Genomic DNA, 13,777 nt, shown 5'->3' on the forward strand with positions numbered 1-13,777 from the left:
AGGCTTTTCGGGCCGTGCACGATTCGTGCATGCCCGATGGGCGCGCCGCGCCGCGCTGTCTAGACTCGCCACCTTGTCCCCCAGCCCGCCTCCTGCCGTGACCAAGCTCCAGAACCTGCGCCGCGATGCCGGCACCTTCGCGCTGCTCGCCGCCCTCGCCTGCGGCGCCCAGGCCGCTACCACGCTGATCTACTGCTCCGAGGGCAGCCCCGAGGGCTTCGACCCGGCCCGCTACACCGCCGGCACCACCTTCGACGCCAGCTCGCAGCCGATCTTCAACCGCCTGGTCGAGTTCGAGCGCGGCGGCACCCGCATCGAGCCCGCGCTGGCCGAGAGCTGGAGCGTCAGCGCCGACGGCCTGGTCTACAGCTTCAAGCTGCGCAAGGGCGTGAAGTTCCATTCGAGCGACAGCTTCAAGCCGACCCGCGCGCTGGGCGCCGAGGACGTGCTGTTCAGCTTCGACCGGATGATCAGCAAGGAGAACGCCTTCCACAAGGCGGCGCCGGTCTCCTACGAGTACGCCAACGACATGGGGCTGCCGAAGAACGTCGCCAGGATCGAGGCGGTCGATCCGATGACGGTGCGCTTCACGCTCAAGGAGGTCGACGCCGCCTTCCTCGCCAACCTGGCGATGGACTTCGCCTCGATCCAGTCGGCCGAGTACGGCGCCCAGCTGCTCAAGGCCGGCCAGGCCGCCGAGCTCAACAACAAGCCGGTCGGCACCGGGCCCTTCGTCTTCAAGCGCTACGAGAAGGACGCCCAGATCCGCTACACGGCAAACGCCGACTACTGGCGCGGCAAGGCCCAGATCGACAACCTGGTCTTCGCGATCACCAAGGACTCCGCGGTGCGCATGCAGAAGCTCAAGGCCGGCGAGTGCCAGGTCTCGGCCTACCCGAAGCCGACCGAGGTCGAGTTGCTGCAGAAGGAGCCCAGGCTCAAGGTGCTCTCGCTCGAGGGCCTCAACGTCGGCTACCTCACGCTCAACGTCAAGAAGCCGCCGCTCGACAAGCTCGAGGTGCGACGCGCGATCAACCTCGCCATCGACCGCAAGTCGCTGGTCGACGCGGTCTACCAGGGCGCCGGCGTGATGGCGCGCAACCCGCTGCCACCGACGATGTGGTCGTACAACAAGAACCTGCCGCAGTGGGAGCACAACCCCGAACAGGCCAAGGCACTGCTGGCCAAGGCCGGCTTCCCCAACGGCTTCGAGACCACGCTGTGGGCGCTGCCGGTGCAGCGGCCCTACAACCCCAACGGCCAGCAGGCGGCCGAGCTGATCCAGTCCGACCTCGCCAAGATCGGCATCAAGGCGCGCATCGTCAAGTACGAGTGGGCCGAGTACCTCAAGCGCGGCAAGGCCGGCGAGAGCGAGATCGGCATGTTCGGCTGGACCGGCGACAACGGCGACCCGGACAACTTCCTCGGCAACCTGCTGAGCTGCGCGGCGGTCGGCGGCTCGAACTACGGCCAGTGGTGCGACAAGGAGTTCGACGCGCTGGTCACCAAGGGCCGGCGCACGATCGCCGTGCCCGAGCGCACCAAGATCTACGAGCAGGCCCAGGCGGTGTTCAGGCGCGAGGCGCCGTGGGTGCCGATGGCCCACGCGCGCGTCTTCACGCCGATGAGCGTGCGGGTCGAGGGCTACAAGATGAGCCCCTTCGGCACGACACAGTTCCATGGTGTGAGCCTCAAGTGAGGCGCGCTGCTTGCGCCACCGCGGCGCTGGCGCTGGCGCTGTCCGCCCACGCCGCCGGCACCCTGACCGTCTGCACCGAAGCCTCGCCCGACGGCTTCGACGTCACGCAGTACACCTCTGCAGTCGTCAACGACGCCGCCGGCAACACGATCTACGAGCAGCTGTTGATGAACCGGCGCGGCAGCGCCGAGCCCGGGCCTGGCTTGGCCGAGCGCTGGGGAGTCAGCGCCGACGGGCTGCAGTACACGCTGCACTTGCGCAAGGGCGTGAAGTTCCACACCACGCCCTGGTTCAAGCCCACGCGCGAGATGAACGCCGACGACGTGATCTTCTCGATCCGCCGGTTGATGGACCGCGACAGCCCATGGCGCAAGGCCACCACCAACGGCTTCGTCGCCTGGGATTCGTATGGCATGGCCGAGCAGGTCAAGGCGATCGACAAGATCGACGCGATGACGGTGCGCTTCACGCTGCACCGGCCGAGCGCACCGTTCCCGACCCAGCTGACCCAGTTCAACACCTCGTCGGTCTACTCGGCCGAGTACGGCGCGCAACTGCTCGCCAGCGGTCGGCTCGACGCGCTCAACACGCAGCCGGTCGGCACCGGCCCGTTCGTCTTTCGCAGCTACCAGAAGGACGCGGTGCTGCGCTTTGCGCCCCACCCCGGCCATTGGGGCGGCCCGCCCACGCTGGACCACCTCATCTTTGCCATCACGCCCGATGCCAGTGTGCGCGTGCAACGGCTCAAGGCCGGCGAATGCCTTGTCGGCGCCAACATGAGGGCCGAGACGATCGGCGAGCTCGCCGGCACGGCGATCGAAGCGCCCGGCAGCCTGGCACTGATGACCGGCTACATCGCGCTCAACCACAAGCGGCGCTTCCTGTCGGACCAGCGCTTTCGCGACGCGCTGCGGCTGGCCTTCGATCGCAAGAGCTTCATCCAGGCGGTCTACAACGGCAAGGCCGAGCCGGCGGTCAGCTTCCTGCCGCCGATGCTGTGGAGCTTCGACGCCTCGCTCGCCAACCGCTTCGACCCCGAACGCGCCAGGGCCCTGGTCAAGGCGGCGGGCTACGACGGTACCGAGCTGGCGATTGCCACCCGCATCGGCGGCAGCATCGACGGCAAGCGCGCGGCCGAGCTGATGCAGGGGGACTGGGCGCGGATCGGCGTCAAGGTCCGCGTGCACATGATGGAATGGGGCGAGATGCTCAAGCGCAGCGGCCGCGGCGACTACGACATCACCTTTCTCAACTGGGTTGGCAACGGCGACCCCGACGCCTTCTTCACGCCCAACCTGAGCTGCGCCGCCATCGACGGCGGCAGCAACCGCAGCCAGTGGTGCAACAAGGCCTTCGAAGCGGCGATCGACGAGGCCCGCGTCAGCTCCGACCGCAAGCGCCGCACCGAGCTCTACCTGAAGGCGCAGCGCATCGTCTTCGACGAGGTCGGGCTCATTCCGACGGTCTACCCGCTCTACTTCACCGCCGTGAATCGCAAGGTCAAGGGCTTCGTGCACAGCCCGCTGACGGATCTCAACTTTCGCGGCGTCAGCGTTGGAGCCAAGGATGCGAATTGATCTCCGGAGCCGGCTCGCGCTGCTGGCCGCGCTGCTGCTGGCTGCCCCCGCCCATGCCGCCGGCACGCTGACGGTCTGCGCCGAAGGCGCGCCCGAGGGCTTCGACATCGTCCAGTACGAACTGGCCAACACCAACGACATCGCCGGCCTGCCGATCTACGACCAGCTGCTCCGCTTCAAGCCCGGCACGACCGAGCTGATGCCCGGCATCGCCGAGCGCTGGGACATCAGCGCCGACGGCCTGGTCTACGACCTGCACCTGCGCCGCGGCGTCAGGTTCCACAGCACGCCCTGGTTCAAGCCGAGCCGCGAGCTCAATGCCGACGACGTGCTGTTCTCGATCAACCGGATGTTCGACAAGTCGCACCCGGCCCACGGCTCGGCCCGCAACGGCTATGTCTACTGGGCCGGGATGCAGATGTCGGCGCTGATCAGGAGCGTAGAGAAGCTCGATCCGTACAAGGTGCGCTTCACGCTGACGCGCCCGAACGCGCCCTTCCTCGCCAACCTGGCGATCGCGAACATCGGTTCGGTCTACCCGGCCGAGTACGCCGGGCAACTGCTCAAGGCGAACCGGCTCGACCAGCTCAACACGCAGCCGGTGGGCAGTGGCCCCTTCGTCTTCAGGAGCTACCAGAAGGACGCCATCGTCCGCTACGACGCCAACCTCGACTACTGGGCCGGCCGCCCGCCGGTCGATCGGCTGGTGTTCGCGGTGACCATCGATCCCGATGTCCGCGCCCAGCGCCTGCTGGCCGGCGAGTGCCTGGTCGGCGACCTCAAGTCGCAGAGCGTGGCCAGCCTCAAGCCGGGCGGTGTGCTCGAGGTGCTGCGCTTCAACCCCCTGGTCACGAGCTACCTGGCGCTCAACACCCAGCACAAGCTCCTCGATGACGCGCGGCTGCGGCGCGCGCTGTGGCTGGCGATCGACAAGAAGGCCTACATCCAGGCGGTCAACGCCGGCTTCGCGACGCCGGCGGCGAGCTTCCTGCCGCCCGGCATCTGGAGCCACGACCCGACGCTGAAGGATCGAGCCGACCCGCAGGAGGCGCGCGAGCTGGTCAAGGCCGCCGGCTACGACGGCAGCGAGCTGCAGCTCTTCATCGGCACCGGCAGCGACCGCAAGCGCGCCGCCGAGATGCTGCAGGCCGACTGGGCCAAGGTCGGCATCAAGGTCCAGGTGCGGGTCATGGAGCTCGGCGAGCTCTACAAGCGCACCGGTGCCGGCGAGCACGACATCGCGCTGCTGAGCTGGTTCGGCGACAACGGCGACCCGGACAACTTCTTCAGCCCGAACCTGAGCTGCGTCGCCGCCGCAAAGGGCGGCGGCAACAAGGCGCACTGGTGCGACAAGAGCTTCGACGCCCTGCTCGATGCCGCCAACCGCAGCACCGACCGCGCCCGCCGCAGCGAGCTCTACCGCCAGGCCCAGCGCAAGGTCCACGAGGAGGTGCCGGTCATTCCGCTGACCTACCCGGTCGAGCTGACGGGGCTGAACAAGCGGGTCGGCGGATTCGTCCCCAGCCCCTTTGCCAACATGGACTTCCGGGCCGTGAGCCTGAAGCCCTGAGTCCGGTTCAGGCGTGAGCATCGTTCGACGGCTCGGCCGCCTCGCGGCGCTGGTCCTGCTGGCGTCGGGTGCCGGCGTCGGCCTGCCGGCGCATGCCGGGGGCACGCTGACGGTCTGCACCGACGGCTCGCCCGAAGGCTTCGACACCGTGCAGTACGAGAGCATCGTCACCGGCGACGCCACCGTCGGCATCTACGAGCAACTGCTGCACTTCAAGCCCGGTGGCAGCGAGGTCGAGCCCGGCCTGGCCGAGCGCTGGGAGGTCAGCGCCGACGGCCTCGCCTACACCCTGCACCTGCGGCGCGGCGTCAGCTTCCACGGCACGGCCTGGTTCAAGCCAAGCCGCGAATTCGACGCCGACGACGTGCTGTGGTCGATCAACCGCGTCAACGACAAGAAGCATCCGGCCCACGGCGTGGCGCGCAACGGCTATGTCTACTGGGCCGGCATGCAGATGCCCTCGCTGATCGCTTCGCTCGAGAAGCTCGACCGCCACACCGTGCGCTTCAGGCTGACGCGGCCCGAGGCGCCGTTCCTGGCCAACCTGGCGATGGCGGCGATCGGCACCGTCTACTCGGCCGAGTACGGCGAGCAGTTGCTCAAGGCCGGCAAGCTCGAACAGCTCAACACGCTGCCGATCGGCACCGGCCCCTTCGCCTTTCGCAGCTACCAGAAGGGCGCAGCGATCCGCTACGTGGCCCATCCGAAGCACTGGGCCGGCCCGCCGCAGGTCGAGCAGCTGGTCTACGCGATCACGCCCGACCCGAACGTGCGCGCGCAGCGGGTCAAGGCCGGCGAATGCCTGGTCGGCATCGGCATGAAGCGCGAGTCGATCGGCGGCTTCGCCAGCCGGCCCGAGATCCGCATCGAGCGCAGCCAGCCGCTGCAGACTTCGATGATCTCGCCCAACACCGAACGTCCGTTCCTGTCCGACCGCCGCTTCCGCCAGGCGCTGCGGCTGGCCTTCGACGCCCGGACCTTCGTCGAATCGGTCTATGGCGGACTGGCACGCCCGGCCGGCAGCTTCCTGCCGCCCGGCATGTGGAGCTTCGACGCCACCCTGCAGCCGCGCTTCGATCCCGAGGCGGCGCGCAAGCTGGTGCAGGCCTCGGGCTACGACGGGCGCGAGCTGACGATCTTCATCAACAGCGGCGGCAGCTACGACGGCAGGCGCGCCGGCGAGCTGCTGCAGGCCGACTGGGCCCGCATCGGCGTCAAGCTGCGGCTGCGGCTGATGGAAGGCGGCGAGTTGCTGCAACGCGCCGGCCGCGGCGAGCACGACCTCGTGATGTTCGCCTTCTATAGCGACAACGGCGATCCCGACAACTTCTTCACGCCGAACCTGAGTTGCGCGGCCTTCGAGGGCGGCGGCAACAAGAGCCGGTGGTGCAATCCGGTCTTCGACCGCTTGCTCGACGAAGCACGCCGCAGCAACGATCCACGCCACCGCAGCGCGCTCTACGTCAAGGCACAGCGCATCGTGTTCGACGAGGTGGCGCTGATACCAACCGTCCATGCCCAACTCGTCACGGCGTTGAACCGGCGAGTCCAGGGCTTCGGTCCCAACCCATTCGGCACCGTCGACCTGCGCGGCCTGCGCCTGAACTGAGAATCCGACGATGCTTGCCTTCTTCCTCAAGCGACTGGCGCTGGTGATCCCGACCTTCGTCGGCATCACGCTGCTGGCCTTCTCGCTGATCCACCTGATCCCCGGCGATCCGGTGCAGGTGATGGCCGGTGAGCGTCGGCTCGACCCCGAGTTCTATGCCGAGACGCTCAAGCGCCTCGGCCTCGACCGTCCGCTCTACGAGCAGTACGGCGCCTACCTCCTGAAGGCGGTGCAGCTCGACCTCGGCGAGTCCTTCGTGACCCACGAGTCGGTCTGGAGCGAGTTCCTGAAGCTGTTCCCGGCCACCGTCGAGCTGGCGCTGTGCGCGATGCTGTTTGCCACCGTGCTCGGCCTGTTGGCCGGGGTGCTGGCCGCGCTCAAGCGCGGCTCCTGGCTCGACCATGGCGTGATGGGCCTGTCGCTGACCGGCTTCTCGATGCCGATCTTCTGGTGGGGCCTGCTGCTGATCATGTTCTTCTCGGTCCAGATGCGCGAGATCGCGCCGGCGCTGGCGCTGCCGGTCTCGGGCCGCATCGGGCTCGAGTTCGACATCGAGCCCCGCACCGGCTTCATGCTGATCGACACCTGGCTCGCCGGCGACGGCGATGCCTTCCGCTCGGCGCTGTCGCACCTGGTGCTGCCGGCCATCGTGCTCGGCACGGTGCCGCTGGCGGTGATCGCACGCATGACGCGATCGTCGATGCTCGAGGTGCTGCGCGAGGACTACGTGCGCACCGCGCGCGCCAAGGGCCTGGCGCCGGCGCGGGTGGTCTTCGTGCATGCGCTGCGCAACGCGCTGGTGCCGGTGATCACCGTGATCGGCCTGCTGGTCGGCAGCTTGCTCGGCGGCGCGGTGCTGACCGAGACCATCTTCTCCTGGCCCGGCGTCGGCAAGTGGCTGGTCGATGCGATCGGCCGCCGCGACTACCCCGTGGTGCAGGGCGGCATCCTGATCTCGGCGGCGCTGGTCATCCTCGTCAACCTGGCGGTCGACCTGCTCTACGGCCTGGTCAATCCGCGCATCCGCCACGCCCACTGAGCCGAATCCGATGAGTGCCGTCCTTCCGATCGAAGAACCGGTCGCGCCCGCGCCACCCTCCCCGCTGGCCGAGTTCTGGCGCAGCTTCTCGCACAACAAGGGCGCCGTTGCCGGGCTGCTGTTCATCGCCTTCGTCACGCTGTGCGCGCTGCTGGCCGACGTGCTGGCGCCGCACAGCCCGATCGAGCAGTTCCGCGACGCGCTGCTGGTGCCGCCGGTCTGGGCCGACGGCGGCAGCACGCGCTTCCTGCTCGGCACCGACGACATCGGCCGCGACATGCTCTCGCGCCTGCTGCACGGCGCCCGGCTGTCGCTGATGATCGGCCTGGTCTCGGTGGTGCTGTCGATGCTGCCCGGCATCGTGCTGGGATTGATCGCCGCGTTCTGGCCGCGCGGCATCGGCACCCTGATCCTGCGCGCGATGGACGTGCTGCTGGCGCTGCCGAGCCTGCTGCTGGCGATCGCGGTGGTCGCGGTGCTCGGCCCCGGTCTGCTCAACACCATGCTGGCGATCGCGATCGTCTCGATCCCCGGCTACGTTCGCCTGGTGCGCGCCTCGGCGCAGGCCGAGCTCGGGCGCGACTACGTGATCGCCTCGCGCCTGGCCGGCGCCGGCAAGCTGCGGCTGATGTTCGACACCGTGCTGCCCAACTGCATGGCGCCGGTGATCGTGACCGCGACGCTCGGCTTCTCGGACGCGATCCTGACCGCCGCCGCGCTCGGCTTCCTCGGCCTCGGCGCGCAGCCGCCGACGCCCGAGTGGGGCACGATGCTGGCCTCGGCGCGCGACTACATCGAGCGCGCGAGCTGGGTCGTCACCCTGCCCGGCCTGGCGATCCTGTCGACCGTGTTGTCGATCAACCTGATGGGCGACGGGCTGCGCGACGCGCTCGACCCCAAGCTGAAGAAGCTGAGCTGAGTCGCGCATGAGCCTTCTGGAAATCCGCAACCTCAGCGTCGAGTTCGGCAGCGCCGAGCGCCCCTTTGCCGCGGTGCAAGGCCTCGACCTGGACCTGTCGCAGGGCGAACTGCTCGGCGTCGTCGGCGAGTCGGGCTCGGGCAAGAGCGTCAGCATGCTGGCGCTGATGGGCCTGATCGACGCCCCCGGCCGGGTGCGCGCCGACGTGATGCGCTTCGACGGCCACGACCTGCTCACGCTAATGCCGCGCGAGCGGCGCCAGATCGTCGGCCGCGACATCGCGATGATCTTCCAGGACCCGGTGGCCAGCCTCAACCCGAGCTTCACCGTCGGCTTCCAGATCATCGAGACGCTCAAGGTGCACCAGCGCGCGAGCAAGCAGCAGATGCGCGACCGCGCGCTCGAACTGCTGCAGCTGGTGGAGATCCCCGACCCGGCCTCGCGCCTGCAGGCCTACCCGCACCAGCTCTCGGGCGGCATGAGCCAGCGCGTGATGATCGCGATGGCACTCGCCTGCAAGCCCAAGCTGCTGATCGCCGACGAGCCGACCACCGCGCTCGACGTGACGATCCAGGCCCAGGTGCTCGACCTGCTGGTTGCTTTGCAGCGCCGGCAGGACATGGCGCTGATCCTGATCACCCACGACCTGGCGCTGTTGGCCGAGCATGCCAGGCGCATCGCCGTGATGTACGCCGGCGAGGTGGTCGAGACGCAGCCGGTGCCGGCGCTGTTCGAGCGCCCGCATCACCCCTACACCGAGGCGCTGCTGGCCTCGATCCCCGAGAGCAGCCGCGGCAAGTCGCGCCTGCCGACTCTGCCTGGCGTAGTGCCGGGCCAGCGCCAGCGGCCACCGGGCTGCCTGCTCGCGCCACGTTGCCCCTACGCCGAGGCGCCCTGCCACGCCACCCATCCGCCGCTGGCGCCCTTGCCCGGCGGCGCCCTGGTGCGCTGCCTGCTGCCACGCAACCTCGAAGCGGAGGCCACGGCATGAGCGCCGCCCCCAACGTCCTCCTGGCGCGGGATCTTGCGCGGCACTATTCCGTCTCGCGCGGCCTGTTCAAGGCGCCGGCCACCGTCAAGGCACTCAACGGCGTGAGCTTCGCGCTCGAGGCCGGTCGCACGCTGGCGGTGGTGGGCGAGTCGGGCTGCGGCAAGTCGACGCTGGCGCGCGCGCTGACGCTGATCGAGAAGCCCAGCGCCGGCCACCTGCATCTGGACGGGATCGACATTGCCACCGCCAGCGACGCGCAACTCAAGCAGCTGCGGCGTCGCGTGCAGATGGTGTTCCAGAACCCCTATGCCTCGCTCAACCCGCGCAAGCGCATCGAGCAGATGCTCGACGAACCGCTGCTGCTCAACACCGGGCTGTCGGCCGCCGAACGGCGCGAGAAGCGCGGCGCAATGCTGCAACAGGTCGGCCTGCGCCCCGAGCACGCGGCGCGCTACCCGCACATGTTCTCGGGCGGCCAGCGCCAGCGCATCGCGATCGCGCGCGCGATGATGCTCGAGCCGAAACTGCTGGTGGCCGACGAGCCGACCTCGGCGCTCGACGTCTCGATCCAGGCCCAGATCCTGAACCTGTTCATGGACCTGCAGCAGCAGCGCGGCATCGCCTACGTCTTCATCTCGCACAACCTCAGCGTGGTCGAGCACATCGCCGACCGGGTGCTGGTGATGTACCTCGGGCGGGTGGTCGAGTCGGCGCCGAAGAGCTCGCTGTTCACGCGCGCGCTGCATCCCTACACGCGGGCGTTGCTGTCGGCCACACCGAGCACCGATGCAGCCCGGCGCGCCATCAAGATCCGCATCACAGGCGAACTACCCTCGCCGCTCGACCCGCCGCCGGGCTGCAGCTTCCATCGGCGGTGCCCGCATGCCACCGAGCGCTGCAAGATCGAGGTGCCGGAGTTGCGCCCGCTGGGCGGGCACGAGGTGGCTTGCCATCACGCGGAAACGCTGGCCGGCTGAAGGACAGAATGAACGGCATGGATGCGCCCACGCCGAACAACGGCCCACGTGCCGGTGAACCGACCATCTCGACCGGCAGCCTGCCCGCGGCCGAACGCGTGCGCACGCTGGTCGACGAAGCCTGGGATCGCTATCGCCATCTCGACGAAGGCCGTCTCGCCGACTACATCCCGGCCCTGGCGCGGGCACAGCCCGCGTGGTTTGGCATCTGCGTGGCCGGGGTCCACGGCGCGCTCTACGCGGCCGGCGATGCCGACCGCGAGTTCTCGATCCAGAGCGTGTCCAAGCCCTTCGTGTACGCCCTCGTCTGCCAGGCCCTCGGCGGCGACGAGTTGCGAGCACGTGTCGGCGTCAACGCGACCGGCCTGCCGTTCAACTCGGTGATGGCGATCGAGCTCAACGAGGCGCGGACCATGAACCCGATGGTCAACGGCGGCGCGATCGCCACCACCAGCCTCGCTCCAGGCGACACGCCCGACGAGAAGTGGGAGTTCATCCACGAGGGCCTGTCGCGTTTTGCAGGCCGCCGGCTCAGCGTCGACCCCGAGGTCTACGACTCCGAGCGCGCCACCAACCAGCGCAACCAGGGCATCGCGCGGTTGCTGCAGGGCTACGGGCGGATGTACTGCGACCCGGTCGAGGCGACCGATCTCTACACGCGGCAATGCGCGCTGAACGTGACCGTCAGGGATCTGGCGGTGATGGGCGCCACGCTCGCCGACGGCGGCGTGAACCCCGTGACTCGCGAGCGCGTGATCGATTCCGACCGCTGCCAGCGCGTGCTCGCGGTGCTGGCCACCGCCGGGCTCTACGAACGCAGCGGCGACTGGCTCTTCGACACCGGGCTGCCGGGCAAGAGCGGCGTCAGCGGCGGCATCGTGACGGTCGCACCCGGCAAGGGCAGCATCGCCACGTTCTCGCCACTGCTCGACGCCGCCGGCAACAGCGTGCGCGGCTGCCACGCCACCGGCTTTCTATCGGAACAACTCGGACTGAACCTGTTCGCGTCGGCCCCAGCGGTCTGATGCGGACTCGGCTTCGAGCCTTCGCCGGCTGTGCCTGCGCTGTACCCGTGACAAAAAGACCAAGGCCCTGACAACCGTTGAAGCTCAACGACTGATCAGGGCCTGAAATTTTTCGGGTGGCTGATGGGAAACCGAAAGAGCCACCCAAAGCAAGCATTCATGCGGGTTCGCGGCCGGTTGATACACAGACTTGTGTAGCAGCTCGCGTACCAAAGAAAGCCTCTACAGCTTCATTAGAGCGCCGACCGCGCCCTCCGCACCATCAGTGCACACCCAGATGCCAGCGATCCACGCTGACAGCCTATCGCGGAATCCGAGCAAGCCCTGCATCACCTCACCGGGGAGCGCGACAGTGGGCGAGCGCAGGTGCACGAGTTCGAGGTCAGGCACGCAGCAAGCGACGCCGAGCCCCTCACCCTGCTGTTTGAGCTCGATGCATTGAAAGCTGCAGGGGCTGACCCGATGGTTTGTCACCTCCGCGGGCGGCCGGACCAGCGCGCCTGCTGACCAGATTCGACCCAGGGACCTTTGGTGACCGCGCCCGAATGCTGGCCGACTCCAGCGAAGCCAAAGTTGCGGGCACGCCTGAGTTTGCGAAGTACGTCGATCATCGGCGCGCTCATGAAGCCGCGCTCGGTGCCTCCCGAGTTCGAGGCAAATCGTACGCCGCTAAAGCCCGTAGCTACAGCTCCAAGAGCTTGCTCGCCGAGTTTCCGTGAGGGCTTGGAACACAAGCCGGCAGGGGCTTCATTGCCGAGCCAGGGATCCCTTTCTCCGTTTCCCAGCTTCGACGACAAGCCGGCTATCTGCCAGCCGCTGATCAAATGCCAGAACTGCGTCCTGCGAACGGCGGTCAACGCTGGCGCGTGGAGGGAACAGCTGCCTTGGCATCCACGCCGCTGCCGCGGCGGACCACTTCCAACTCCAAGCCGTAGCGTGCGTCCATGTCGGCACGATCAGTGGCGATAGGACTTCAGCCATGCACCACGGCGACTTCTGGGCCGGTGCGCATCGGACTTTCTGCTCGGCCAGCGAGAGGCCGTCCCAGTGAGCCGAAGCTTCAGGCCACAGCTCGTGGACGGGACCCAGGTGCATGAACATCTGCGGGTCGGACCCACCCTGCCGCGCGGCGAACCGCGCGCCCTTCAGTCGTTGAACGAGTGCCAGAGTTCTGTATCGACGAACCACCGCGGCAACGTTGCCGCCTCGATCTCCATCTCGTCGCCGCCGACGACCTGGACCAACAGCTTGTGCTTCGATCCCGAGTTGTCGAACACGTAGGCTCGATGGGCGATCCAGCAGGCCTCGGTCATCAGGCCGATCGACCTGGCGTAGCGCTCGCGGACCTTCTTCGCAGGCACGGAATGCCCACCCTGCTTGACCCGGCGTCGCACCCGATCCACGTTGATCGCCGGATCATCGGTCGCCACAAAGTACAGGTACACGCGGTATCCGCGCTCCCGCGCCTCCTTCATGAAGTCGACCTTGTCGCGCGAGGACATGACGGTCTCGAAGGTGAACGTGCGCCCTTCATCCAGCAGTTCTCGCCGGATGGCTGTCTGCCAGCACGGATGCGAGATAGGAGTTGTACGGCTCAGGTACGCGCAGGTGCAGGGACGCGTCGATCGTCATGTTGCCAAGCAGGCCATGCAGCCCGAGCCCCTGCGCGAACGTCGACCTCCGGATGCGCCCTTCCAATCTGCCCAGAACGTCTGCAGGTTCGCCCGCCATCCCCAGGCTCTGCAAGTCGAGCGTGCCGCCGGTCTCGCGCAGACCGCGCTCAATCTCATCGGCGTTCACGAAGACGCCGATCCAATCCGGCTTGAGCTCGCACTTGATGGTGCTCTTGCCCGATCCGTTCTGACCGGCCAGAACCCTCAGTCGCGGCTGGGCGGCCTTCTTGCTGTCAGGCCGCGACTTCTTGCTTGGCACGCCTGAGCACAAGCCCGACCTTGACGCGCTTGCCTGGCGGCAGGATCTTGATCACCGTCGACGTTCCATCGGCCTTGCGCTCGACCAGGATACCTTTGCTCGTCTTGACCACCACGGCACCGGTCTTGGCTAAGGCCAACTTGTAGGCTGCATGGCCAGACTTCGCCGCGAGCTCGGGGATGCGTCGTGGCATTTCGCTGGTCGTTCGCGTGAACAAGGCTCAGCTTACCGGCGAGCGGGAATGAAGCGGGTTGCCCCAAAGCTGCATTGGCATAGCGCAGGCCCTACCTCTGGCCGCCGCCTGCTGATCATCGCCGCGACTACCGATACGTCATCAACGCAGCGAGGCTGTGTGATAACGAGTCGGAAGGTGGCGGTGTCCAACGAGAAGCCCCGGCTTTCGAAGGTTCAACCGGCAATTCGGATTGATTGCCGCCAA

12 protein-coding genes are annotated in these 13,777 nt (G+C 67.9%); 9 read left to right on the forward strand and 3 right to left on the reverse strand.

The features are described from left to right. Nucleotides 1-97: 97 nt before the first annotated feature. From EV670_RS17175 to glsA, 9 genes are read left to right on the forward strand one after another with little or no spacing between them, the layout of a single operon-like run. Complete coding sequence (locus tag EV670_RS17175) at nt 98-1,699, forward strand: ABC transporter substrate-binding protein (RefSeq protein WP_207225097.1); 1,602 nt, start codon at nt 98-100, stop codon at nt 1,697-1,699. Continuing rightward, complete coding sequence (locus tag EV670_RS17180) at nt 1,696-3,276, forward strand: ABC transporter substrate-binding protein (protein WP_130434415.1); 1,581 nt, start codon at nt 1,696-1,698, stop codon at nt 3,274-3,276. The genes EV670_RS17175 and EV670_RS17180 overlap by 4 nt, the downstream gene beginning before the upstream one ends. Continuing rightward, nucleotides 3,266-4,846, forward strand: coding sequence for an ABC transporter substrate-binding protein (locus EV670_RS17185; RefSeq protein ID WP_130434417.1), 1,581 nt, complete (start codon nt 3,266-3,268; stop codon nt 4,844-4,846). The genes EV670_RS17180 and EV670_RS17185 overlap by 11 nt, the downstream gene beginning before the upstream one ends. Nucleotides 4,847-4,859: 13 nt before the next feature. Then, nucleotides 4,860-6,455, forward strand: a complete 1,596-nt coding sequence (locus EV670_RS17190; RefSeq protein WP_242617024.1) for an ABC transporter substrate-binding protein — start codon at nt 4,860-4,862, stop codon at nt 6,453-6,455. Between the two features lie 10 nt (nt 6,456-6,465). Beyond that, nucleotides 6,466-7,494: an ABC transporter permease subunit gene (locus EV670_RS17195; protein ID WP_130434419.1), complete on the forward strand. Its 1,029-nt coding sequence runs from the start codon at nt 6,466-6,468 to the stop codon at nt 7,492-7,494. 10 nt (nt 7,495-7,504) lie between these two features. Further along, a complete protein-coding gene (locus EV670_RS17200; protein ID WP_130434421.1) occupies nt 7,505-8,413 on the forward strand; it encodes an ABC transporter permease subunit in 909 nt (302 codons plus the stop codon). Between the two features lie 7 nt (nt 8,414-8,420). Beyond that, nucleotides 8,421-9,404 carry an ABC transporter ATP-binding protein gene (locus EV670_RS17205; protein ID WP_130434423.1) on the forward strand — a complete coding sequence of 328 codons (984 nt, stop codon included), beginning with the start codon at nt 8,421-8,423 and terminating at the stop codon, nt 9,402-9,404. Continuing rightward, complete coding sequence (locus EV670_RS17210; RefSeq protein WP_130434425.1) at nt 9,401-10,381, forward strand: peptide ABC transporter ATP-binding protein; 981 nt, start codon at nt 9,401-9,403, stop codon at nt 10,379-10,381. The genes EV670_RS17205 and EV670_RS17210 overlap by 4 nt, the downstream gene beginning before the upstream one ends. A 17-nt stretch (nt 10,382-10,398) precedes the next feature. Then, nucleotides 10,399-11,406: a glutaminase A gene (gene glsA, locus EV670_RS17215; protein ID WP_130434427.1), complete on the forward strand. Its 1,008-nt coding sequence runs from the start codon at nt 10,399-10,401 to the stop codon at nt 11,404-11,406. 1,145 nt (nt 11,407-12,551) lie between these two features. Here glsA and EV670_RS18905 read toward each other — a convergent pair. From EV670_RS18905 to EV670_RS17230, 3 genes are read right to left on the reverse strand one after another with little or no spacing between them, the layout of a single operon-like run. Next, a complete protein-coding gene (locus tag EV670_RS18905; RefSeq protein WP_341274613.1) occupies nt 12,552-13,004 on the reverse strand; it encodes an ATPase in 453 nt (150 codons plus the stop codon). Continuing rightward, complete coding sequence (locus EV670_RS18910) at nt 12,937-13,338, reverse strand: hypothetical protein (RefSeq protein ID WP_242617025.1); 402 nt, start codon at nt 13,336-13,338, stop codon at nt 12,937-12,939. Before EV670_RS18910 ends, EV670_RS18905 begins: the two co-directional genes overlap by 68 nt. Beyond that, nucleotides 13,313-13,531 carry a hypothetical protein gene (locus EV670_RS17230; RefSeq protein ID WP_130434431.1) on the reverse strand — a complete coding sequence of 73 codons (219 nt, stop codon included), beginning with the start codon at nt 13,529-13,531 and terminating at the stop codon, nt 13,313-13,315. Before EV670_RS17230 ends, EV670_RS18910 begins: the two co-directional genes overlap by 26 nt. Nucleotides 13,532-13,777 lie beyond the last annotated feature (246 nt).

The organism is Rivibacter subsaxonicus (genome assembly GCF_004217215.1).
Taxonomy (GTDB): Bacteria; Pseudomonadota; Gammaproteobacteria; order Burkholderiales; family Burkholderiaceae_C; genus Rivibacter; species Rivibacter subsaxonicus.

Excerpts from the sequence above, each read along its gene's own strand:
- EV670_RS17185 (WP_130434417.1), top strand. The coding sequence starts at position 3,266 with ATGCGAATTGATCTCCGGAGCCGGCTCGCGCTGCTGGCCGCGCTGCTG.
- EV670_RS17195 (WP_130434419.1), top strand. The coding sequence starts at position 6,466 with ATGCTTGCCTTCTTCCTCAAGCGACTGGCGCTGGTGATCCCGACCTTC.
- EV670_RS17200 (WP_130434421.1), top strand. The coding sequence starts at position 7,505 with ATGAGTGCCGTCCTTCCGATCGAAGAACCGGTCGCGCCCGCGCCACCC.
- EV670_RS17205 (WP_130434423.1), top strand. The coding sequence starts at position 8,421 with ATGAGCCTTCTGGAAATCCGCAACCTCAGCGTCGAGTTCGGCAGCGCC.
- EV670_RS17210 (WP_130434425.1), top strand. The coding sequence starts at position 9,401 with ATGAGCGCCGCCCCCAACGTCCTCCTGGCGCGGGATCTTGCGCGGCAC.
- glsA (WP_130434427.1), top strand. The coding sequence starts at position 10,399 with ATGGATGCGCCCACGCCGAACAACGGCCCACGTGCCGGTGAACCGACC.
- EV670_RS17230 (WP_130434431.1), bottom strand. The coding sequence starts at position 13,531 with ATGCCACGACGCATCCCCGAGCTCGCGGCGAAGTCTGGCCATGCAGCC.